The following is a 23,727-nucleotide window of genomic DNA, read 5'->3' on the forward strand; positions in this document are numbered from 1 at the left end:
GATTAATCCATTTCAATCAGAAGCCAATAACTCCATCAGTGTGGCAGCGAAAAACTCATGACCCAGATCATTTGGATGATTTATGCCATTTGCTAGAAGAGTCTCATAAGGGATTCCCAGCGACCTGAGGTTAGCCCATATGTGTGCCGTATCACCCAGAGCTACTTGATTATCGACGGCTGCCTGACGCATTGCGGCGGCGGCTTTCTCAAAGTTGGCGTTCCAGGAATGTGTCATAAAGTGAGGAGTTAGCAGGATAAACTCTACATTCGGGTTGCTTTGCCTTGCACGCTCGATGAACTCACTCCAATTCGATGCTATCTTCTCCGGCATATGGACATCATTCACGAACTCGACGGTGATCAGATCAGGATTATACGAAAGGACCTCTTCATCGTAGCCGTCCCTCCTCGAATCAGTGGTCGTACCGCCTATACCAGCGTTCCTCAGATTTATCTCTGAGTTTGGATATGCATCCTTAAGCGACGCGCGAAACAGCTCGACATAACACTTGGAATGAACACTCGGTGAACAGCCCTGTGTGACACTGTCGCCCCAGCAGACTATGGTAACGGGCTTTCCCTCATGCAGAAGACTCTTTGTATGGTTCAGATAATTGCCGCCGCTGACATTGATATAATCTCTCCATGAAGCGTTTTTTGCCGGCATGGGATAGATATTGCTCGGTTCTATTACCGTAGTACGATGGGTGACATAAATGCTGTCGAGCGCCTTCCAGCCATTGTCGGCATCGGGAAGAGCGGGGCAAACAGGTGCTGATATTCCCTTCTTGACGGCAAGCTCGCCGGTCTGAGAAATCTGCACGATATCCAGCCGCTCATCGGTGACTGCATAGTCTATGTATACCTTTGCCCCTTTGGGAATGCTGCTGGTGCTTACTCGTGAAATGCCTCCCCAGTCGTGATCGAGCATATAGTCCATTTCCTCTTTATACAGGATGCCACCAGCCTTTTCAGAATGCACTTTGACGGACTCTGGAATGATTGCATACGGCAGGCGCGTATATCTGTCTACTGGACCGCATGTGAGATCGAGAAAAGTGCCCCCGGCAAATGAGCCTGCAGGGTCATCCGACAAAACATGCTCTTCTGAATGCACATCTTTTCGCTCAGGAGTATCCATTCTGAGTGTGACAGCAGTCGGCACTTCGATGTCACCACATTGAGCCTGATATGTGCCGGGCTCGACCACCACGGCCATCGAGGGTTCGTCTGTCGAGCGCACTGCTGTGCAAACATTGCTGCATACGGCAAGCATTGTGAGCACGATTCGCACGCAGAAATACATTTCCATCACTTTCTCCTCCAAAAACTAAAAGCATTATTATTGCTGCTTGGCAAAGCGTATAGTTTTTCGGGCTGGATCGGATATCCAGCCCGAATGACTAACTATATTCATCTCACGCCGACTCATTCCAACTGGAAAAGAAACATTAGCTGCCGGTGGACCTGCTGTTTCGTGATTGCGAAAGCAGTGCCGGAGCTTCATGTGGAGCATTCATCGGCTTTGGAAATGCCTGCTTGAGCACCGACCACCAGTCGTAATCGCGAACATACACAAGATCGAAAAGCATGCAGCCCTGAGTCTTGGCGAGACACTGCCTGACCGCCTTTAGAAACTTGTCCGGGCGGCCGTTATACTGGCGCAGATATAGACTGCCATAGACGAAAGTCTCGTCCTTTATTGCATTCATTGACTCTTCAGCAGCCGCCTCGACGCTCTTCCAGTCTTCCTCGCCCCTGGCCTGGGCTTCCCTGCGAGTGGGGTATGTGTAATAACAGCCAGTGCATATATAGTCCGCGAGATCGGCATAGCCGGTCTCTTCATAGCCGTCCGGCCACCAGTCCAGATCAGGTGCGCTGTGACTCGGACTGCCCCAGTTTACACCCACGTCAAAATAGACCGGATACCACGAGCCTACATATACACCGAGCCGGACTCCGCGCCTGATGGACTTGACTGTGTGCCTGACCTGAGCAAGAAAATCGCGAATTACCTGTGCTCTGAACTTCAGCCATTCCTTGAACAGTGGTCCCCGCTCGATATCTCCGGGAGCAAGCGGTCTGGCAAAAACATCCTCGGGCCACTTGCTGACTTTTCGACCAATGAAGCTCTCGAACTGTTTGCGGGTGACATCACTGAAGTCAGTGTAGATATTTGGGTAGCGCATGCGGTCGAGTACGATGCCGTCTACATCGTAGTGCTCAACTATCTCACGCACAATACTCAGCTCATATGCCTGCACATCCGGGTTGCATGGGTTTACAAATACCGCATGGTGGACGTTATCCGTCTCGCTGACACGGCGCATGGCGGCCTCGCCTTTGAGAGTAAATTTTGCGCCGCTTTCGGCTGCATGCTTAAGCCATGCGCCGGCTTCCTTGTCTGCCAACAGGATAAACCCACCATCCGGCGCAGCAAGATGAGCGCGTCCCGTAATCTGCTCGGGACGGCTGGCCTGGCCGTCGCCAGATACTCTTACATAGGTGGTGTCCGGTGGAAGATCACCGGCTAGAGCTGAATTGGAACCGTAAGCACATATATTCCCAGGATATGGACCGTCGGCTGAATGGAGCTGCCTGCTTTGGCCGTCGCTGGTGCAGACAGCACGATCCATATCGTATTGAACGCACTGCCAGTCGCGGTTCCTTAATGCAGGACCACCGCCTGCTTTCTGTGAGCCCTCTGAAAATACATTTATGGAAGCATGGACTGCTATACCTGCTTTGTGACCTTCATCGACAACGGCTTTGAGCAGATCATAGTCTCGCGGATATGCGGCCCCATCGAGACTGGTCAGGCGAGGAGCTATCCTGCTCCTGTAAAGCACTAGACCCGAAAGGGGTTTCACGTCCACAATGATGGTATTGATGTTGGCGTCTCGGCACCTTCGGACGGTCTCAGCAACACCTTTGCGACTGGACAAGTGCCGGAGGTTGGCCTCGGCATCAAACCAGATTATTCGACCCTGCAGGTGTCTCTGCCTGCATATTGCACTTAAATTGCTGTTCGCCGCAGCGCCCGGCTGAACCCACATAAGCGATATCCCTATCAATATAAGTATGTAACGCATTTTGCATATGCCCAAACGACCGGGCATATGGAATCCCGGTCGTTATGACCTCACCACAAGAGTTGCGGGGTAGTTCGATCCCGCCACCGGCAGAGTCACTATTCTTACATACCTCACTTCGCCCGGCCTGAGCCGATATGACTTTAGCGAAAATTCTGACGGCGGCTTGATATACTTCGTCGATACGAACTCTCCGTCAATAATAAATACCCCGGATGCGAGTCCCGCACTCGGATCGAACACCACTGTCACTTTTTTTGTAGTATCGGTCGGATTCGTTACCTTAACGTCAATCTGGTACGTTACACCATAATTGCCGTAGAGCTTCTTCTGTTCGGTGGCATCCGTTAAGGCATGCTTGCCGATTGGAATGAACGCCCACCGTTTGCCCACTACATAGTCTGCATTTACATCAAGGACCGGAAGAGGATAGATATGCTCGCTCATTGTCAGGACAAGAGGGTTCGGCGCCGAGGCTATATCACCCGCCGCAACGTTATCGAGACCAGGCGGATTGGCAACGATCCTGATATAAGACTCGCCGCCGTCTATCTGGGTGATCTGTAATATGCCGCTGGTGGTGTCAAGATGACCGAGCATATCCGAGACAAGCACCAGGCGAGACTCGGGCGGTATGGTCTCTATTACACTGACATCACTGCGGTCATCCTTCAAAAATGAAGAACTCGCCTGATACCCGACAAGCACTGTGTCGGTGATGGGACTGGATACGGCTCGTGCAACTTTGATTCTGATCGGAGTAAGGTTCGGGTTTATCACATCCACCAGAAAATGGACATTCTTGCCCATGGCGTTTTGGTGATGGAAAAGCACCCTGGTCGGCTTGTTGTCCGTCAGTTTGCCGGCAAAGAGCACCTGATATTTGAGCAGGCGCTCGGGATCATTGCTATAGAAGAGCTGACTCACTTCGCTGCGGCGCATCGCGATATTGTGAACACTGACATCCGCTTTTGTACTTAATGGAATATAACCAGGACCACTGATGCGGACGTCGACTTTAGCGGTTCGTTCCCTGGCTGTGGGAAGCGCATCACCACGGCAGTCGACCGAGCCAAGCTCCAATCTTGCTCCAGGTTCGACCATGATATTGCGGGTAATGGCCTGTCTGACGGCATAGCAGACGGTTGAAGCCGGACAGGGATTGCCCGTCACCTCCGCAACAGCCCTGCCTGAAATATAGCCTGCATACTTTTTTACACTTACAGGCAAACTTGCTTTCTCGCCGTCGACACTTACATCAATGACTGTGTCGCCGAGCTTTCGGCCTGTTACCTGAACACAACGCGAGCCCGTCACTGCCATGGCCGATGCGGTATTCATGTCCTGAGAACTGGCGGTAATCTTGCCGATAGCGGCTCCACCAACTGAGACAATTCTGTTTTCACCCAAAGGCACGGTCAGCCGCCTGTCGCTGAGCACAACTGCAGGCATCAAAAGCAGAGATTTGATATTGGATGCCCAGGAGACTGCAAGCGATAAGGCATCCGTGCGATTTGCCTTTGCATCGGAGGATGTGGCGATGCAGATCATTGTGTCGCCAGAATATACTCGACCCTGAGATTTATCGCCCTTTGCATACAGACTCTTCGGATCAACCCCAGACTTTACCAGTTGGATCAGACGCCCTGCTGTAATTTCAGCCCTCCTGGCGGAAGTGAGAGAGCCGTTGCCAACCTTGAACTTTACTACAGGCAGGTCGTTGATGGTGACCGTTGCGTTCGCAATACCCACCCTCGGCTTGAACTCTGCCAACGCCGATCCGGCCAGGATTAAAGACAAGACAACAATCAAAATAATACCGGTTGTCCTGCGGATACAGACACACATAACTTTAAAAAGGGAAAAAGCCGCTTAGCCTTTTCCCATTTACTCCCCTTGATTTATTCACTCTTTCATGGCTATTCTATATATAGGTATTCCTGGTGTCAAGGATAAGCAGACATAGTTATAGTTCCATGCTTTTTGGGTAATGCCCAAATCGTGGAGGACTCATATTGAGATTTATGAGAATTATTTTCCTGGTGGTGTTGGTGGTCGCGCTCTGCACAGGAGCGTCAGCCACCCTGACGTGGGTCAAAACATTTAACGATCTCTATAACCCCAAGCCCAACAGCGCTATCACTAAAGCAAAGTGCGCACTCTGCCACACAACGCCCGCAGGGACAGATGGACTCAACTGCTATGGCAAGATGCTTGAAAAAGCCAAGGTTGAACCCAGCAGCCTTAAGGCCATTGAAAGGAAAGACGCCGATAAGGACGGGGTCAGCAATATTGTCGAGATCAAGGCGGGCACACTGCCGGCAGACCCGAAGAGTAGACCTCGAAATAAGTGAGTACTGAGTGATTTTTCTTGGACCTGCGCAGCATCACTGCTCTTAATGCTTATCTGCGGCATTCAAAATATTCATCTGTGAAACGGCCTGAACACATTAATTTTTTGACACTAATTTACGAAGAAATATTGACCACATTAGTGTGCGGATGTTATACTTACAGTGTAATATTAGAGCGGACACAACAGGCAACTGACTCATCGGACAAGGTAAATTGGACTTCTTAGGGGCATGGCTTAAAGACCTCGCGGCTGCGGGGTGGACCAACATTATTTCAACATTTTTTGACATCATATTCGTGGCCGCGCTTGTTTACTGGCTGATTATGCTGTCCAAACGCAGCCGGGCATGGCATATCATCTGGGGACTGCTGCTCTTCCTATTTCTCGTTCCGATAACCGATTGGCTTCATCTTCAGACCCTCAACTATTTACTGCGCTCATTCCTGCCTTTGGGACCGGTCGCGATTGTTATCCTTTTCCTGCCTGAGCTTCGCCATGCGCTCGAAAACATGGGCAGGTTCGCCGGATGGGGGTCGGGACTGGGCGTGTTGGATGAAGAAGACCGCTCATCACTTGTCGAGGTGATTGTGAAATCGACATGCAGGATGTCCGATAGACAGATCGGTGCACTAATTGTCATAGAACGTGAAAGCTCACTCGACGATATTGCCGCTACCGGCACTCGTCTGGATGCACAGGCAAGCGAGGGGTTGATAGGCTCTATCTTTAACCCCGGCAGCCCTCTACACGATGGCGCGGTCATTATTCGAAGCAACAGAATTATCGCCGCCGGATGCACACTTCCACTGAGTGAAAGCGCCCACGTAGGAACGATGATACATACCCGGCACAAGGCTGCACTCGGTGTTGCTGAAGAAAGCGACGCCGCTGTGGTGGTGGTCTCGGAAGAGACGGGCACAATCTCACTTGCGCTCGAAGGGAAACTCCACCGCGGCTTGAATGAAGAATCACTTACACGCAGACTTAAAAACCTTTCTGGGATCGCTGACGAAAAAAGAAACAGGTCGGATTTCGCACGCAGAGTTAACGGCACCATCAGGAAGGCCAGGTCCAGACTGAGATGATCCAACACAATCTCTTTTATAAACTGCTTGCCCTCGGCGTGGCTGTCGGCCTGTTTATGTATGTAAATGCCGAACAGAACCCGAGAGCACGAAAGACTTATAATGTTCCGATTTCATCCATCAACATCGCTAAGGGATATGTGGCAGATGTCAGTCTGGACGAAGCAAGCGTGACGATAAGCGGCCTCAAATCCATTACAGACTCAATACAAAGAGTGACCGCAGTAGTGGACCTGAGTTCCGCAAAGCCGAGTTTTGGAAAGATCGAAAAAACACTCAAGATAAAAGCAAACATATTTGGGGTGGCATCGGCGGATTTGGACAAACTCGACGTCAAGGTGAACCCCAAAACCGTCAAAGTGCACATAGAGGCTCTCAGCGGCAAAAGACTGCCGGTTGAGGTAAAGTTCCCTACTGCTCCGCCGCTTGGTTACTCATACTCTAACCCGGAACTGGCGCCGGGAAGCGTCTCGGTATCGGGAAAAAGCACCCAGGTATCGCAAGTAAAGAGAGTTGTGCTCACCCTGCCGAATCAGTTCTCCGATCAGTCCATAGATGATTATTTTGCCCTGACACCTCTCGATTCAAGCGGAAGTAAGGTGGAAGACATAGCTCTTTCGCCTGAAAAAGTGAGGCTAAAAATCGAACTGGTGGAAGTGCCTGCAACTAAAACAGTGATAGTCAGCCCTAACGTCCAGGGTGAACCAAAATATCCGGCTAAAGTCAATCGTGTGACGACCGTTCCGGCATCGGTGACTCTTATGGGTAAACCAAGCACATTGGCAGGCATAAGCACAATTACCACGGACAGAGTCTCGATCGAAGGAGTAAGCGAGACAATTACTCGCGATGTTGACCTGAGGGTGCCGCCGGGAGTAAAGATATCGGGACATGGCAGCGTGAAAGTGGGAGTCTATATAGGAGCCGGTGATTGATGGCCGAAAGAACATTCATAATGATTAAGCCCGATGGGGTCGCTAGAAAGCTCATCGGTGAGATAATAGGCCGGATAGAGCGGCGCAACTTCACTATCGCTGCTATGGAGATGCTCGTCCCATCACGTGAACTTGCAAGGAAACACTATGCCGTCCATGAAGGAAAAGACTTCTTCGAGGCTGTGGTGGACTTCATTACATCGGGACCGGTGGTGGCGATGGTGGTCGAAGGCGAAAATGCGATCGCCCTGATGCGAAACATTATGGGCGCTACAAAGCCAGAAAATGCCTCCCCGGGAACAATCCGGGGAGACCTTACTATAAGCACTCGCGAAAACCTCATACACGGCTCGGACTCACCGGAGACTGCCGCATATGAGATCGGACTGTGGTTTCCCGAGATCGGTAATTGATCGTGCTGTTACCAGACCCAACTAATATCGGTTGAAGTCCCGCCAATATCCACAGAGTCCTCGCCCCATGAACGTCTTGCCTCGACGCCGATATTTGCAATGTAGAAGCCTAGAGGCTGTTGAAAACGCAGCGCTCCACATAACAGAGTAAACACACTCGAATAACACGTTGCAACCCTCTAGCCCCCTGAATTTCATTTCATAGTCCATACAACTCGTCAGCCAGAATAAATATCTCTGACTGCCCGCCTTTCGCGGTCATCATTATAGTGCATGCATGCAAATTGAGTCAGTTTGTGCACAAAGAAGGACATCAGTAAATATGTACAGTATTTACTGTAATGCCGTGTGTCGCACGGATGATTGATAATTCAATTCTGATTAATGAAGGAAGAGAAAACTATGAACAAACATTTTTGCGTTATGCTTGCCGTATGCACGGCACTTACCCTCGGCATGTTGAGTTCAGCTTGGGGAGGAGCAATTCACGATGCAGCCAAAGAAGGAAACCTCGACAGTGTTCGTACACTTATTGAAAAAGAGCCTTCATTGGTAGATTCCATGAGCAAGTCGGACGGAACTCCTCTCGTCTGCGCCGCATGGAAAGGCCATCTGGCGGTTGCCGATTACCTTATTTCACAAGGCGCGGATGTTAATGCCAAATTCTCCGATGACTACACCCCACTTTATATGGCTGTTATCGGAGGCAGCGTGGATGTCGTCACTTTACTTATTGACAAAGGCGCCGATGTTAATGCTAATGAAAAGCAATATAATCTGACTGCACTGCACATTGCTGCATCAAATGGCAACAAGGAACTTGTGCAACTGCTGCTTGACAAAGGTGCTGACCCCAAAGCAGCATCAAAAAAGGGCGTTACTCCAATAGAAAGCGCTGCAAACAATGACAATGGAGATATCTGCCAGATTATTGTGGCAAAAGACCAGGGAGTTGTCGATTCACTTATTGCAAAACTCAGTGACAAAAACACAGATGCACGTAAAATGGCGGTGCGTGCGCTTGGTTATGCAAAAGACCCACGGGCAATTGCATCTTTGGTCGACTTGCTGAAAGACAAAAACAAGGATATACGTTCCGCAGCCGCGAAAGCACTCGGTGACATCGGAGACCCCCAAGCAGTTGAACCCCTGATAGCAGCGCTAAATGATAAGGATGCATCTACCCGAGCAGCAGTGGTTTCATCACTTGAGTCGCTTAAAGACGTGCGTGCTGTGGAACCATTGATTGCAACACTCAAAGATAAGGATTCTACAACACGGCTCGCAGCGGTTTCAGCACTCGGTTCGCTAAAAAACGATAGTGCGGTGGAGCCCTTGATTGCAACTTTGAAAGACAAAGATGCGGCAGTGCGGATCAAGACCATCTACACGCTTGGTTCCTTTAACGACCCGCGCGCAGTGGAGCCGCTCATCAAGCTGACAAAGAACAAAGATGCAAATGACCGAATCTGCGCAATATCCGCATTGGTAGCAATCGGCGACAAACGAGCTCAGGATGTCCTTATAAACGCGCTGAAAGATAAGGATCCAAATGTTAGAGAACAGGGAGCCGGGGGACTGGGAGTTATAGGCGATTCAAAATCAGTAGAGCCGCTAATCTCCTCTCTTAATGACAAAAACTCCCAAGTCAGGGATGCTGCGGCTGAGTCACTGGTTGCGGTATGTGACTCAAGTTCTACCGATTTTCTGATGCAGGCAGTCAGTGGCAATGATCCAAATGTCCTTGTCCCTGCAATGGATGCATTGGCCAAGATCGGCGATGCAAAGGCATTTCAGAGCGTCATCGACGCAGTAAAAATGAGCAATAGTCTGGATGTGTTGGAACACGCAGGTAATTGTCTGGCAAAAATTGCACCCGATGACGCCGTGAATGCGCTTGTTGAGATTGTTGAGGAGGCAAAGAACCCATCAAACATCCAGGCAGTCATCACACTAGGTGCAATGGGACCTATGGCTATGGGTGCGGTGCCTAAAATAGCTCAGACTTGTGAGGCAAATGACTTTAAGGCGGTCGCTGATTACAGATATGACATGACTTCTTATGGCTCAGGACGCAGCATCTCATATGTGCTGACAAAGCCTAATAGGAATACGCCGGACTCGAAAAAAGGGAATCAGGGTGGTGGGTATACGCCGCGAACAACGAGGACGCCGGTGCCGGTGATGGCAGGCGCAAGCCCGGCAGCAATATTAGCGGGAGGAATTGGAGCCGCATTAGGATCAGGCCTTGCCAACGCTATTTTCAGTGCCAAGGACAAAAAGAAAGAGCGCAGAATTCTCAGCGCGAAAGTGGACAGCACTGTGAAATCCGACATGGCCGAGCAATACGGAAGCTATGCAAAAGTCGAAAAGATCGAAATTGATGCACAGGCAATCTCTGTCTCTGCCCATGTCAATGCGCTGATTCAGGCAGGTCCCTATTCTCTAAAGAAGATTACCGGACAGGACTTTGGTCAGGATCGGGAAAAATGGCAGCAGTGGTGGTCGACTAGTCAAACTGGCGATTAGATATTTTAGCCTATTGCTGTGTCCCGATGGACATCGAACTGGAAAATGCCTTCCCGGAAACAATCCGGGGAGGCATCACTCATGGCTCGTACTCGATGGAAACTACCTCACTTGAGATCGGGAATCAGCATAGTCTTCTTCGTATGAGAGGGATTGCAAGACCCAGACCTGTAAGACATACGGCAAGCGTGCTCGGCTCGGGCACCATTGGCACGTCCCCATCGAACGCATAGCTGCGGAATGAACTGCTGTTCTGAGTTGAACTGCCCGCCACTGTGATGCCGTTTATGCCCCCATAGTTGAGAGTGAGTGCGGCATCTGGAGCAAGCAGGCTGCCCTGCAAAGACATGGAATTGATAGTGAGTGATGATGCATCATAATAGTTGAACAGCACATGGGTGCAGTCGATCCCATTGAGGGTCATGCCATAACTTAGGGTGCAGGTTTCACCGCCGACATTGACTATGACTGTGGAGCCAGCAGGGGCGCTGATTACGTGTGAGCTGACATTTGACCAGACTGTCGCCTGTTCATCCGTCAGGTTGAAGACATTCAGCGTGTCGCTGGTGCCTGTGAGGGTTACAGTGCTGTAGCCGTCATAGACAAAAGTGCCGCTGCTCGTAAGGCTGGTCAGATTGTCTGAAGTAGACTGCATGCCGGTCAACAATGACTCGAAGTCGAGGACATCTGAATTATTTGAGATCGTATATGACGAAGAGGTCGAAGGCGAGGAGATAAGCTCACCCCCATAGGCCGTGTTTCCGTTATAGACCTGCCAAGCTCCCTCTGCATTCAAGTCTTCACCAACTATGAGACTGTAGCTGGAGGCATCCGGGGTCAATGAAGTGCCCACGCCGTACCATTTCGCCAATAGGTCACCGCCGACTGCCATGCGACCCTCCGTGCCGCCGCCCGCTGCCTGAGCATTGCCGAATATAAGCGCGTTGTAGTCGCTTATTGAGCTGAGAGGATTATATGCCTGCGCGCTCAAAGGAAGGGAAATTGATATGGCCAAAAAAGCAGCATTGCGAATCCATTTGAATACAACCATCCTATATTCTCCATAATCCTTTAATTCTGCATGACCGATACGATATCGATCACATGCATGCCTTAGCACATGCATATATTACTCCATGATTCATAATTAGCGCAACTGCAATTTCACTAATTGCCACAATATGGCTAATAGTTACGCATATAATGGCATGATTGTGACATGCAGGCGTCAAGTTGCTGTTGGATGGATGGATTGGAAGTTCGTCTGCTTGTTTAGCGCGGATTATGCGCATATCGCATAATCCGGGTCTCTGAGAGCATTATTCACGTTCCTCGTGAATAATGCAGGTTAGTAGCTTCGCAGAGTCTCGGCGTAGGGCCGGCTGACCTTTGCTCCCTCGCCAATGAGCTTCTTAATAAATGCCCCTCGGATCAGCAGCCAGTAATACCACGGAGTCTCGGTGCGGTGCGCACGCAGTGATTTGAGCTTGACACTATATACATCTTCATCAAAACCTACCCATAGATCGGGTTCACGAGTGCCGTAGTAGAAGATATGGCGGCCTGCCGACGCTAAAGCGCCTGCATCGGCGGAGGCCTGGTGATCCGGGTGAGGATTGTAGATATAGTCGGGGTCCCAGGAAAATATAATGTCCGGATCGGTGCTCTTTATGAGTGTTTTGAGATCGGAAGCATAGGCATCTATGTGACTGGCAAGAGACTTATCGGGATAATCACAAAATACCACGTCAACGCCGCCGAGAATGGCTGCGGAACGGAACTGATGGGTTGTCCTCAGCTTTTCAAGCCGTTTCTTCATCCAGCCATTATGCCCTTTGCCTCCGCGAGTGGCTATCGCGAATGTGATTTGTGTGCCGTTCTTGCCGAGCATGTGGACCAGCCCACCGCAGTAGAACTCGATATCATCCGGGTGCGCGCCTATGAACAGGACCCGCTTCGCCTCGAATATCCGGCTCAGTCGGGATGAGTTGTCTTGGGCTGGATTGTTCGCGGATATGGACATGGCTTCAACGGATGCTCTGTCCCACAGGCAACTTTATCAGCCGGTTGTAATTATCAACCACTAACTGAACAGCCTGTCTGGGAGTTTGGACATTCTTTATGTGGGTCTCATAGATCAGGGGACCCTGATAGCCGATCTCTATGAACGCTTCGAGGACTGCGCCCCAGTCGAGCTTGCCCTCAAACGGAAGCCAGTGGCGCTCATGGTCGTCCTGATCGGATATGTGCGTGCTGAATATACGCTTGCCTGCCTTTTTGATCATGCCGGGTATGGCTACAGCGGGAAATAGGTGGTTGACATCGAAATTGACGCCTGCGTTCGGCCTGTCGATCTCGTCCAGTATCCACAAGACTTCTTCGAGAGTGCAGCCCACCTCGTCATTTGGAAGAGGCTCGACTGCGATCTTTATATCATACTCTGCGGCATAATCGGCGACTTTTGCCATCACTTCCGGTACCAGCTTGAGCCTCTCGAAATGGGGCATTTCATAATCGGATTTCGATCCTGGATGCACAACGACCACTTTCGCACCTAATCTATTAGCGACGTTAATTCCCGAGCAGCAGGCTTTGAATGCGGCATCGCGTATATCGGGGTCGGGCGAGGAAGAATCCAGCAAGCGGCCATACGGAGCGTGGACTGACCAGAACTCGATGTTCTGACTCTCCAGTATCGGCTCAAGAACCTTGTCGGAGTCCCATATCATTGAGTGATAGCACTCAAGGGCGGCAACATCAGAACTGTTTATGGCATCCATCATCCGGCGAGTGAAGTCGATCATGATCTTATTTTGCCTGTCATCGAGCACTCTCATAGGTCCCATGCACTCGACGATCTCTCTGGGCATCAGATAAATAAAGGCGCTGCTTGACAGGCCAAGGCGTAACCGCTGCGGCAATTTCTACTCCTGACTTTCTCTTTGCGGCGGCGACTCGGTTATCGCCACCGAGGTTCTATTACTTCTCACCACTTACCCAATCCGGGAATGAAGTCCTCCGCGGCACGAGCAGCAGCACAAATTTGCATGAAAGCGATGGGTTTGAGTTATAATGGCGGAGGTTGATTTGGAGGTGAGGTATGTCCGGGTTGGTTAGAGATATTATCGAAGCGGCAGTGATACTGGTCGTCACGGCAGGGATTGTGATTGCGGTGCGGATCGTGCTGGCAACACTGGCAGACAGGTTCGACCAGAAAAACTCGAACCTTACTGGTGATCTGCTGCGAGCCATGAGGCAACCCGCATCTATCTTAATCCTGCTGGCTGGTATATATATTGCGCTGCTCCAGGTCGACCAGGTCGCCGATTATATCGTTAAGTATAACTCGATCTTCGACGCTGTGACTGCTGTGGTCGTGCTTGTGGCGATCACCAGCATTATCAACCTCGCGATTCGATGGTATGTCGGAACAGGCGTGGACAAAAAATCGCAGCTCTCCATGTTCAGGAAGCTGGCTATCCTCATTGTCTGGATCATAGGTGCTGTGCAGATACTGGCGATGATGGGGGTAAAGGTGACCGCACTGGTCGCAAGCCTGGGTATAGCCGGTTTGGCTGTCGGCCTGGCTTTGCAGGATACAATTGCAAATCTATTTGCGGGTTTTTATCTGGTTGTGGACCGGACGGTGCGGCTGGGTGATTATATCAAGCTCGACAGTGGTCAGGAAGGTTTTGTGGAGACGGTGGGCTGGCGCAACACTCAGGTCCGGCTCGCCTCCAACAACCTGGCCCTCATCCCAAACGCAAAGTTGATACAGTCCGTCATAACAAATATGACTTTGCCAAACCCAGTGCTGAGCATCTACACTTACGCAGGAGTCGACAACAAGAATAACCTCGAACGTGTGGAAAAAGCAGCAATCGAAGCTGCCAACGAGGTGCTCAAGTCTTTTCCCGGAGGCGATATGTCGTTTCCTCCAGTGCTGCGGTTCAAAGAGTTTATTGAATCAAGCATCACGTTTGTTGTGGTCTTCAGGGCAACCGATGTGGACGCGCAATATCTGCTGCAGCATGAATATATGAAGGCGCTTCAAAAGCGGTTCAACCAGGAAAACATTGACATCTTTTTCCCGATAAAGCAGTCGAGTTAAAAGAGGTTTCCTCTGTTCAGCATCAGTTCCGGGTCGAAAAGAGACCGTAGAGAGCGCATCTGAGAGATGCCCTCATCGCCATACATCATCCTCAAAAACGGAGCCTTGATCTTGCCGATGCCATGCTCGGCTGATACAGAACCGCCCAATTCCACCACCCGCTTTGCCCAGTCCATATACAGCGACTTGCCGCAGCTATAATCATCCATATCCCTAGGGAGAATATTGACATGGACATGGTTGTTGCCTATATGGCCGAAGATCACCGACTCCAGCCCGCTTTTTTTCAAGTCATGATTATACATGGCGATGACATCTTCAAGATATTCATCCGGCACTGACATATCGGTGCCGAGTTTGGTAATATCCGGGCACCGGTGCTTGCGCTTGTCTATGAGCAGGTTCACTGCCTCCGGTACTGCATGACGGAAAGCCTTGATTGGTTCGAGTTCGCGCAGCGTGGTGGCAAACCAGGCATCTTCATCACTGGCTCCAAGCTCTGCAAGAGGCTCCATCGCAGCCATTACAGCTTCTTCAAGTTCCTCATCGCTCGACCCATGAAACTCGGCATAGACGGCTGTGTGAAAACCAGGCTTTAGTGCAGGTATCTTCTCAAATGCCGAATTTTCGCCTTTCATGCGCCTAAGCAGGTTAAGCGCATCGGAGTTGAAATACTCTATCCCGACAGGCTTAAATGAGATCGGGTCAAAGTTATCGACACTCTCACCACGCAGGATTCTCACAGACTTAAGTGCCGCCTCCTCCGAAGGCAAAAAGACAGTCAAAGCATTGATCGCACGCGGAGCAGGTATCAGCTTCAACCATATTTCCGTAATAATGCCGAGTGTGCCCTCCATACCGATCATCAAATCGATAAGGTCCATATCGTCGGAGACATAATAGCCCGCAGCGCTTTTGACATCCGGCTGAGTGTAATCCGGCAGATCGCCTGAAATGACTCGCCCGGAAGTGGTTGTAATGGAAAAAGAACGCCCCCTGGCTATGCATTCACCGCGCAGCAGGCTTATCGTATCACCATCGGCAAGCACTATGCGCAGGGACTCGACCCAGTTTCGCGTGGGACCGTAGTGGAAAGTCAGCGCTCCTGATGCATTGGAAGCTACCATGCCGCCTATCGAAGCCGATGTCTCTGTGGGGTCGGGTGGAAAGAAGAGATTTTGCTTTGCAGCCACATCACGAACCTCAGCAAGCAGCGTGCCGGGTTGGACTACAATACTCCCCTCGCCGGTTTTCTCATCCAAATGAATACCACAAATGGATTTCATCCGGCTGAGATTTATTACCAGACCGCCATTGGGCACTGCGCCCGCTACAATACCTGTCCGAGCGCCTTGGGTGGTGATGGACATATTATGTTCGCGAGCATATTTAACGGCTTCGATCACTTCCTGCTCGCTTGTAGGAAATACTATCGCCTCGGCACTGCCGATGAGGCGTGATTCGTCGCGAAGATAGTCGTCATATTCACTTGTGCAGGGAATTATGGCTGTCATTGCTTACATTTCGCGATGTGTCCACAGTTTGCCGTGATCCCTCTCTGTCGATGAAAAGGAGATTCCTCGACTAATCCGAATTGCAGCTACATTATGAAAATTTGAACTGCAACTCGGATTATAGCTCGGAATGACGGTATGCGATCACTCGTGCTCGTAATGAACTGCTTGCCGGACCTCAACACTTCTTGGTATCGTTATTTTCATACAGCACACGAACCGCTTTGCCCTCATTGCGAGGCAGAGTGCCCGGCTTATACACATCACCCTTGGGGCTGAAACCCAGGACTTCCTTGAGCTTCTTTTCAACCACGAAGCCCGTCACGCCCTCTTCCGCCTCTACATTGATGCGGACGTCCTTGACGCCGTCTTTCTCCTCGATAATGATCTGATAGTTGCTGCAGACGCCAGGAATTTCCATGAGAGCCTGCTCGACCTGCTTGGGGAAGAAGTTGACACCCTTTACGATGAGCATGTCGTCCCGGCGGCCTGTGATACGGTCAAGACGAAGTGACGTTCTGCCGCATTCGCACTTCTGGCGCGTGAGGATGCGGGTAAGGTCGCCTGTCTTATAGCGGATAATCGGTATGGCCTGGCGGTTGAGCGACGTAAAGACTACCTCGCCGAACTCGCCGTCTGGAACTGCATTGCCGGTCGTCGGGTCGATTATCTCACAGATATACTGGTCTTCCCAGACATGAATGCCGCTGTGCGCCTGGCAGTCCATTCCCGTGGTCGAAACACCGCCGGTCTCGGTCATTCCGTATATATCAAATGCCTCGATGCCAAGGCCGTTTTCGATCTTCTCGCGCATCTTGTCGCTGAATGTCTCCGCACCAAAAATACCGACTTTGAGGCTCGGTATCTCAGTCTTTTGGTCCTCCAGCACCTCCATGATTCGGATGCCATAGCTTACTACACCCATCAGCGCTTTGACGCCGAAATCGTTCATCAGCTTAATTTGACGAGGGGTGTTGCCGGCACCTGCGGGGATTATGAACATATTGGACGTGCGTCCGCCATGGTAGAAACCGAAACCTCCATTGAACAGGCCGAACGACGGCGTGATCTGAATTGTGTCGCCGCTGACCAGCCCGGCCATATAATAACAGCGCGCCATACACTCGCCCCACTGGTCGAGATCGTGCTGATTGTAGGCCATGACGATAGGTGAACCGGTCGAGCCGGAACTCATGTGCATCTCGCGCAGCTCTGATCTGTCCACACAAAGCATACCGAGCGGATACTGGTCACGAAAGTCATTCTTCTCGAGCAACGGCAAGTTGCGTATGTCTTCCAGCATCTCGATATCTGCAGGTTTGATGCCGGCCGCATCCATCTTGGCCTTGTAAAATGGACTTCGGTCATATGCCGTTTTCACCGTTTCTTTTAGCTTTGTAAGCTGATGCGCCGTCAGTTCGTCACGCGACATCGTCTCTGCTTTTTCGTTCCAGTATCCGTTCATTGTGTATACCTCATACTTCCCTCCAGGAAAGATTCCTGGAGGGATAAATTGTCTGTAACTAAATATCTAGCGCCTATTTTATCAGCGTCCACTTTCCGTTTTTGACTTCGATCATCACGAGAGAAGAACTGTCCAGCCCGCAGTGATCCTTCTTTGACATGTTATATATGCCGCTAACTCCGACATATCCTTTTGTGTTTTCTATGGCCTTGCGCAACTTGACAGGATCGGTGCCGACTTTCTTCATGGCGTTCGCAATTATCTGGATCGCATCCCATGCATAGCCGGAATGGGTGCTGATCTCGCCGTATCCCCTCTTTTTGTATTCCTTGGCAAATGCAAGCTCAACCTTCTTCTGCGGGTCGGAGTTCGGAAGTTGGCTCGCCACCATCAGCTTGGTGGAGGGCATGACCGTCCCGTTTGCGGCTTTGCCTGCGAGCTTGAGATAGATAGGGTCGGGCTGGCCATGACACTGCACGACCAAAAACGGCACCTTGAGCTGCTTTGCGCTCTTTGCGACGACTGCGCCGCCGGGACCAATCGTCCATACGACCATCGCCTGCGGCTTCTTCGAGGCAATTTTACCGATCTGAACAGATGTGTCGGCATCATTGGGGTCAAACTGCTCCTGGGCAACAATCTTCATCTTGTAGCTTGGCGCAAGCTGCTTCAGAAGCTCTTCGCCTTCCTGGCCAAACTTGTCCGTGGCTGAGAGAATGCCAATCTTGTTGATTTTCTTGCTCTTTAGATATTGAAATATTCTTACTACAGCAGATGAACTCTTCTGCGGACTCTTGAAAACCCAAGGCCTCACAGGCGTGACCGGAGCCGCACCGCCGACACACGCAATTGTCGGAATCTTTGCAGCCTCAATCGTCGGTATGCACGCCATGATCTCACCCGTGGTGGTGGGACCACAAATAGCCGCGACTTTCTCCCTCTCGATCAGCTTCTTCAGTGCGACAACCGCCTGAGACGGCTCGGAACGAGTGTCCGCAACAACCAGCTTGAGCTTGGCGCCGTTTATGCCGCCCTTGCGATTGATATCGTCGATAACCATATTGGCTACCTGCTTGGTTGTTATGCCCACGTTCGCAGCCTTGCCCGAAAGAGCAAACAACCCGCCGATTTTGATCTCCTTTGCCGCATAGGCTACGCCCGCAGTCAGCAATGAGATCACAATTACTAATGCAACTACCTTCGCCAGATTCCTCATTTACATTCTCACCCTTTCATTGTAAGTTGGTCTTATACTCCCAGATATGCTTTTTGAATACGTTCGGAAGATTTCAGAGCATCCCCTGTGTCCTCCAGAATAATCCTGCCGTTTTCGATGACATAACCCCTGTCTGCGATATCAAGCGCCTTATGGATATTCTGCTCGGCAAGCAATATTGTCATCCCCTGCTCTTTGAGAGCCGCGATTTTATCGAACAACTCCGCAACCAGTACAGGAGCTAACCCAGTAGACGGTTCATCCAGCAATAAGATTCGCGGATTGCTCATCAAAGCCCTTCCCAGCGCAAGCATCTGCTGCTGGCCGCCGCTGAGTTCGCCTGCCCTGCCGGAAAGACGTTTCTTGAGGTCAGGAAAGAGATCGAAAACCATATCGAAGCGGTCTTTGACCTCGGAGCGTGATGCACGAGCCGCGTTTGCACCGACTTTGAGATTTTCATATATCGTCATCGACGCAAACAGCGCTCTGCCTTCGGGAACAAGAGCAAGCCCCATGCGCGCTATCTTCTCGGCGGGTCGACCAGCAATATTCGACCCGGCCAGCATCACGCGCCCCTCAGAGACCCTTACAAGCCCGGCGATGCTGCGCAAAAGAGTGCTTTTGCCCGCCCCGTTGCCGCCGACCAGGGCTACGACTTCATTGGCGCGCACGCTCAACGAGATCGACTTTATAACCGTCAACTTGCCATAGCCTGCGCATAGATTTACCGCCCTCAGCATTCGCTTGCCCCTAAATAGGCCTCGATGACCCTCGGATTGTTGCTGACCTCGGACGGCATGCCATCCGCGATTAGCGCTCCGCTGTCGAGCACTATTACACGCTCGGCCAACTTCATAACCAACTGCATATCATGCTCGACCAGCAGCACGGTAATCCCGCCGCTCACGATATGGCGAATCAACTTTGCAAGCTGCACGCTTTCCGTCCTGTTGAGACCGGCTGCAGGTTCATCCAAAAGCAGCAGCTTTGGGCGAAGTGCAAGTGCCCTCGCAATCTCCGCAAGCCTCTGCCTGCCGAAAGGTAGATCGCCCGCCCTCGTATTCATATCATCACCAAGACCCATGTCTTCCAGTATATAACTCGCCCGCTTCATACGCAGGCGCTCGTCCTCTCGATATCCGCCTGGCCATATGGAACAGCCGACAAAGGAACCCTCGTTCCATGCGCAAAGCACGTTCTCGAGCAGAGTCATCTCATGAAAGAGCCGGACATTTTGAAATGTGCGAGCTATGCCTCGTTTTGCAGCCTTGTGCGGCAGGGGTGGAAGCCTCTTGCCCATAAAGCTGATATGACCCCCATCGGCAGGCATCGCCGCAGCAATCAGGTTGAACAGAGTGGTCTTGCCTGCCCCGTTCGGACCGATGATTGCCGTCAGACTACCCTCGTCAATAGAAAAGCTCACGTCGTCCACAGCACGCACGCCGCCAAATGCTTTAGTTATGTTAGTCAATTCAAGCATAAGAAAAGTTGAGAGTGAAGAGCCAAGAGCAGGCTCTGTGCATTCTGCTCACTCTATCGTAAAGACATCCAAAGGTCAGCGCTTTGAATGATTGCCTCCTAACTACTCCACCATGCCCTTGTTTCTGCCGACCATATCCAGGTAATCATGCTCCCACACAAAATCGACCAGTGTAGAGAGCTTAGCCGTTGCAAGGCCGACTGCAGTATCTGCTGCTCCATAATACATCCAGACCTCATCTCCGTGCGTGAGCGCCCCGCATGTGAAAACCACGTTCGGCACCAGACCATACTGCTCATAATCGACCTCGGGACCAAAGCACCAGTCAGATGCTCTCGCAAGCACCTTTCGCGGATTCTCCAGATCGAGCAGCGCCAGTCCCAGTCTATATACAGGATGGCCTGCGGCCTCTTTTACGCCGTGATATATCATCAGCCAACCCTGATCGGTCTTTATGGGCGGCGCACCGACACCTATCCTCAGACCGTCCCACCAGGGACCGCCGCGCTCAGGGATCAGCACGCCCGGCTGACTCCAATAGACCATGTCATCAGGTGAACTGGCATACCATATGTGCTCCTGACCGCCGGTGACCGGCCTGTGGAGCATTATCCAATGGCCGTCGAACTGCTCGGGAAAAAGGCACGCGTCTTTGTTTGTCGGAGGAAGGACAGTGCCGAGCCTTTCCACACTCACGAAATCTTTTGTCCTTGCAAGAGCGACCGCCGGACCATATCTGGAATAGGCCGTGTAGGCTATAACCCACTCGTCCGGCGCGATCTGCGTGACTCGCGGGTCTTCACAGCCCCACTCTTCATATGGAAACTCAGCTTGGTCAGGACACAGCAGAGCTTTGTCGTCAAAGCGCCAAGAGTCTATGCCGTTTCTACTCCTTGCTACTCGAATCTCGGAGATACCGCGCCGCACCTCTATGCGAAGCAGCAGGAGAGTCTCCCCTTTATACTCGACTACACCTGGATTGAACACCGAATTCGCCTTTATGGGCACATCCGCAGGTGTTATCAGTGGTTTGTTTGTTACTCTCGTAAAGGGTCCATCAGACATCACCATCACCTCCAAAAGCAGCCATCACTGCCTCCTGACAGAGCCCGCAAGACGGGCAGCTGCCCTCTTAAGCCCCGGAATCATCCCCGAAGGCGATAAAATTAAAATCAGCCCAAGCATAACACCAAAAACCAAGTGCTCGATGCGCGATGTATCGGCAGCGCCCGCCGCAGTGCCTGTAAGATTGATAATCTCATGCAGCGCAGTCAAGATCACTCCGCCGGCCACGCTGCCCCAGATGCTGCCCATGCCGCCTATCACTACCATCATCATAAGCTGAACGTTCATCATCAGGCCGAACTCTTCAGGCAGGAGCATGCCGCCCGACTGTACAAACGCAAAGAGTATGCCCCCGATAGCTGCAAGCACGCATGAAGCCGTGAACACCTTGACCTTGAGAGTGAACGTGTTGATGCCGAGCGATGACGCGGCGGATTCGTCACCCTCTATGGCTCTGAGACTGCGGCCTTGAGGAGACTCAATAAGCTGGATCGCCCAGACAACGCACACTGTGACAACAGCCCATATGAAATAGAACTTGCCCAGGCTGTCCTTGACCAGACCAAAACATGTGATCTGCGGAAGACCCAGTATTCCATCGGCGCCGCCCGTGATTGGAAACTTTGATATCCCCTCCCCGATTATAATGCCTATCGCCAGGGTCGCCATAGCGAGATGGTTGCCTTTGAGTCGAAGGATTGAGCCGCCGATCAGAAATGATATCAATGCAGTCCCAATGATTCCCGCCAGAATCGCCGACCACATCGGCCAGTGCAGCGACCTGATGAGCACGGCGGGAATGTATCCCCCGAGAGCATAGAAACCGGCATGACCGAGCGATACCTGGCCGGTGTAGCCCATAAGCAAGGTCAGGCCGCATACGATAATTACATATATCCCGCAAAGCTGAGCAAGATCGAGCAAGTATGAATAATCACCCGGCAGGAGTTTGGGAAAAATAATTACCGCCATGACCAACCCAAGCGGCCCAGTATATATCTTCCAAAGCGGCTTGGGACGAGGATATTTGCCCATCATCTCGACAAAATCCCCCTGGGCTTGATGAGCAGCAGCACGACCACAATCGCCAGCGCAAGGATGTCTTTATAGCCCGAACTGAAATAGCATATGAACTGCTCCAGAACCCCGATTATCAATCCGCCGAGCACACAACCGACTGGATTGCCCAACCCGCCGAGGATTGCTGCGGAAAAGCCTTTGATGCCGATCATTGTGCCGCCATCGAACTGCATACTCAGGATCGGCGTTATCATCACTCCGCCAACTGCAGCAAGCGCCGCACTCAAGGCAAACGACATCGCAGAAACTGTGTCCACGCTGATGCCGCAGAGTTTTGCGCCCTCCCTGCTCTGTGCACACGCGCGCATGTTCATCCCCAGCCGCGTAAACCTGAAAAACACAACGAGCAAAAGCATACACGCGCCTGCAACCGGGATAACCAGCAGAGAATGCATATCCATTTGACCCGCGCCGATTTTGACCGAACCATGCATCAGTTTGGGAAGAGTGTAGGGATCGGTCCCCCATATAAATGATGAGGCTGACTTGAGTACGATCGAAAGAGCGATTGTCAGAATTATATATGTTACGGCAGAAGCACCCCTGGCGGGCCGTATACCGATCAAATATGATATAAGGGCAACTACTGCCGCAACAGTGATCCCCAACAGAATTGCCAGAGGCATGGCCAGCTTGAGAAATGCAAGACTCCAGGCGGTCGTCAGAGCACCGATCATCACAAACTCACCCTGGGCAAAGTTGATGATCCCGGTCGTCGAGTAGATGACGTTGAACCCAAGCGCCACGAGCGCGTAGATGCTGCCTATCACCACCCCGTTTGCAAAAAATAAGCCGATGTAATGTCCCATGTATTAACCGATACTTAAGCTGTTCAATAACACTGATAGCATAGCGCAATATGGAGAGGAGTGCAAGAAAGGAAGTAAAAATAAGAAAGGCCGGGATGCCCCGGCCTTTGTTGAATTGCTAAAATGACGGCGGAGAGGGCGGAGTCTCGCCCGGTACCGTGAATGTGCAAGACTTTGTAGATGTGTTCCCCGACGAGTCCGTCGCCGAAACAACTACTGTATAGGTTGCTGAAGAAGTGTTATCGTTCTCAGCAGCATCATAGCCGCTGTAGGCGTATGTGATGCCGGAACTAAGACTCATCGCCAGAGCCGAAGATGAATTTCCATCGGGATCCGTGACAACCGCCGATACCGACTGAACTGCCGTATCGTCTGTGACAACCGCTGTAATTGTGACATCGCCACCTGAAGAGCTGCTCGGAGAAGTCGCCGAAGCACTGGATATTGTGGGAGCAGTTTTGTCGCCGGAACTAGACCCGCCGCCACCTCCTCCACATCCTGCAATCAGTGCGATCGCTAATAACACAACAAACGCAGAAACAATCCGTCCTTTATCCAACATAACAATTAACCTC

The 23,727-nt window shown here is 51.3% G+C and carries 21 protein-coding genes; 6 read left to right on the top strand and 15 right to left on the bottom strand.

Translation table 11 applies throughout. The features are described from left to right. Positions 1–12 precede the first annotated feature (12 nt). The 3 genes from LLG46_09070 to LLG46_09080 form a co-directional block, all read right to left on the bottom strand. On the bottom strand, positions 13–1,314 hold the full coding sequence (locus tag LLG46_09070; protein ID MCE5323447.1) for an SGNH/GDSL hydrolase family protein: 1,302 nt from the start codon (positions 1,312–1,314) through the stop codon (positions 13–15). A gap of 139 nt (positions 1,315–1,453) precedes the next feature. Then, a complete protein-coding gene (locus LLG46_09075; GenBank protein MCE5323448.1) occupies positions 1,454–3,094 on the bottom strand; it encodes a family 10 glycosylhydrolase in 1,641 nt (546 codons plus the stop codon). Between the two features lie 42 nt (positions 3,095–3,136). After that, complete coding sequence (locus tag LLG46_09080) at positions 3,137–4,906, bottom strand: hypothetical protein (protein ID MCE5323449.1); 1,770 nt, start codon at positions 4,904–4,906, stop codon at positions 3,137–3,139. Positions 4,907–5,109: 203 nt separating this feature from the next. Here LLG46_09080 and LLG46_09085 point away from each other — a divergent pair, with 203 nt between their 5' ends. The 5 genes from LLG46_09085 (at position 5,110) to LLG46_09105 (ending at position 10,412) form a co-directional block, all read left to right on the top strand. After that, entirely contained in the window at positions 5,110–5,448 is a 339-nt protein-coding gene (locus LLG46_09085; protein ID MCE5323450.1) for a hypothetical protein, read from the top strand. Positions 5,449–5,662: 214 nt separating this feature from the next. Next, on the top strand, positions 5,663–6,535 hold the full coding sequence (gene cdaA, locus LLG46_09090) for a diadenylate cyclase CdaA (protein MCE5323451.1): 873 nt from the start codon (positions 5,663–5,665) through the stop codon (positions 6,533–6,535). Then, positions 6,532–7,470 carry a hypothetical protein gene (locus LLG46_09095; protein MCE5323452.1) on the top strand — a complete coding sequence of 313 codons (939 nt, stop codon included), beginning with the start codon at positions 6,532–6,534 and terminating at the stop codon, positions 7,468–7,470. The genes cdaA and LLG46_09095 overlap by 4 nt, the downstream gene beginning before the upstream one ends. After that, the gene (ndk, locus tag LLG46_09100; protein MCE5323453.1) at positions 7,467–7,883 is read left to right on the top strand and encodes a nucleoside-diphosphate kinase; all 417 of its coding nucleotides are present in this window, start codon (positions 7,467–7,469) and stop codon (positions 7,881–7,883) included. Before LLG46_09095 ends, ndk begins: the two co-directional genes overlap by 4 nt. Before the next feature lie 402 nt (positions 7,884–8,285). Next, a complete protein-coding gene (locus LLG46_09105; GenBank protein ID MCE5323454.1) occupies positions 8,286–10,412 on the top strand; it encodes a HEAT repeat domain-containing protein in 2,127 nt (708 codons plus the stop codon). 124 nt (positions 10,413–10,536) lie between these two features. Here the strand turns inward: LLG46_09105 and LLG46_09110 are convergent, their stop codons facing one another. The 3 genes from LLG46_09110 to LLG46_09120 all read right to left on the bottom strand — a co-directional run bounded on the left by LLG46_09110 (position 10,537) and on the right by LLG46_09120 (position 13,333). Beyond that, positions 10,537–11,463 (bottom strand): choice-of-anchor A family protein, encoded by a 927-nt coding sequence (locus tag LLG46_09110; protein ID MCE5323455.1) that lies wholly within the window; start codon positions 11,461–11,463, stop codon positions 10,537–10,539. Positions 11,464–11,760: 297 nt separating this feature from the next. Beyond that, the gene (locus LLG46_09115) at positions 11,761–12,435 is read right to left on the bottom strand and encodes a PIG-L family deacetylase (protein MCE5323456.1); all 675 of its coding nucleotides are present in this window, start codon (positions 12,433–12,435) and stop codon (positions 11,761–11,763) included. A 4-nt stretch (positions 12,436–12,439) separates the two neighbouring features. Continuing rightward, positions 12,440–13,333 (bottom strand): sugar phosphate isomerase/epimerase, encoded by an 894-nt coding sequence (locus LLG46_09120; GenBank protein MCE5323457.1) that lies wholly within the window; start codon positions 13,331–13,333, stop codon positions 12,440–12,442. Between the two features lie 179 nt (positions 13,334–13,512). Between LLG46_09120 and LLG46_09125 the strand changes: the two genes are divergently transcribed. Next, positions 13,513–14,523 (top strand): mechanosensitive ion channel family protein, encoded by a 1,011-nt coding sequence (locus tag LLG46_09125; protein ID MCE5323458.1) that lies wholly within the window; start codon positions 13,513–13,515, stop codon positions 14,521–14,523. Here LLG46_09125 and LLG46_09130 read toward each other — a convergent pair. The 9 genes from LLG46_09130 to LLG46_09170 all read right to left on the bottom strand — a co-directional run bounded on the left by LLG46_09130 (position 14,520) and on the right by LLG46_09170 (position 23,714). Then, positions 14,520–16,037, bottom strand: a complete 1,518-nt coding sequence (locus LLG46_09130) for an FAD-binding oxidoreductase (GenBank protein MCE5323459.1) — start codon at positions 16,035–16,037, stop codon at positions 14,520–14,522. The genes LLG46_09125 and LLG46_09130 overlap by 4 nt on opposite strands. Before the next feature lie 178 nt (positions 16,038–16,215). Then, on the bottom strand, positions 16,216–17,502 hold the full coding sequence (locus tag LLG46_09135; GenBank protein ID MCE5323460.1) for a phenylacetate--CoA ligase: 1,287 nt from the start codon (positions 17,500–17,502) through the stop codon (positions 16,216–16,218). 73 nt (positions 17,503–17,575) lie between these two features. Next, positions 17,576–18,718 (bottom strand): ABC transporter substrate-binding protein, encoded by a 1,143-nt coding sequence (locus LLG46_09140; protein ID MCE5323461.1) that lies wholly within the window; start codon positions 18,716–18,718, stop codon positions 17,576–17,578. A 32-nt stretch (positions 18,719–18,750) separates the two neighbouring features. Next, positions 18,751–19,458: an ABC transporter ATP-binding protein gene (locus tag LLG46_09145; GenBank protein ID MCE5323462.1), complete on the bottom strand. Its 708-nt coding sequence runs from the start codon at positions 19,456–19,458 to the stop codon at positions 18,751–18,753. Continuing rightward, a complete protein-coding gene (locus LLG46_09150; protein MCE5323463.1) occupies positions 19,452–20,198 on the bottom strand; it encodes an ABC transporter ATP-binding protein in 747 nt (248 codons plus the stop codon). Before LLG46_09150 ends, LLG46_09145 begins: the two co-directional genes overlap by 7 nt. A gap of 102 nt (positions 20,199–20,300) precedes the next feature. Continuing rightward, positions 20,301–21,263, bottom strand: coding sequence for a glycosidase (locus tag LLG46_09155; GenBank protein MCE5323464.1), 963 nt, complete (start codon positions 21,261–21,263; stop codon positions 20,301–20,303). 24 nt (positions 21,264–21,287) lie between these two features. After that, the gene (locus tag LLG46_09160; protein ID MCE5323465.1) at positions 21,288–22,301 is read right to left on the bottom strand and encodes a branched-chain amino acid ABC transporter permease; all 1,014 of its coding nucleotides are present in this window, start codon (positions 22,299–22,301) and stop codon (positions 21,288–21,290) included. Continuing rightward, positions 22,298–23,152: a branched-chain amino acid ABC transporter permease gene (locus LLG46_09165; GenBank protein ID MCE5323466.1), complete on the bottom strand. Its 855-nt coding sequence runs from the start codon at positions 23,150–23,152 to the stop codon at positions 22,298–22,300. The genes LLG46_09160 and LLG46_09165 overlap by 4 nt, the downstream gene beginning before the upstream one ends. 118 nt (positions 23,153–23,270) lie before the next feature. Then, a complete protein-coding gene (locus LLG46_09170) occupies positions 23,271–23,714 on the bottom strand; it encodes a hypothetical protein (protein MCE5323467.1) in 444 nt (147 codons plus the stop codon). Between the last annotated feature and the right edge of the window lie 13 nt (positions 23,715–23,727).

Source organism: bacterium (assembly GCA_021371935.1).
Lineage (GTDB): Bacteria > Armatimonadota > UBA5829 > UBA5829 > UBA5829 > UBA5829.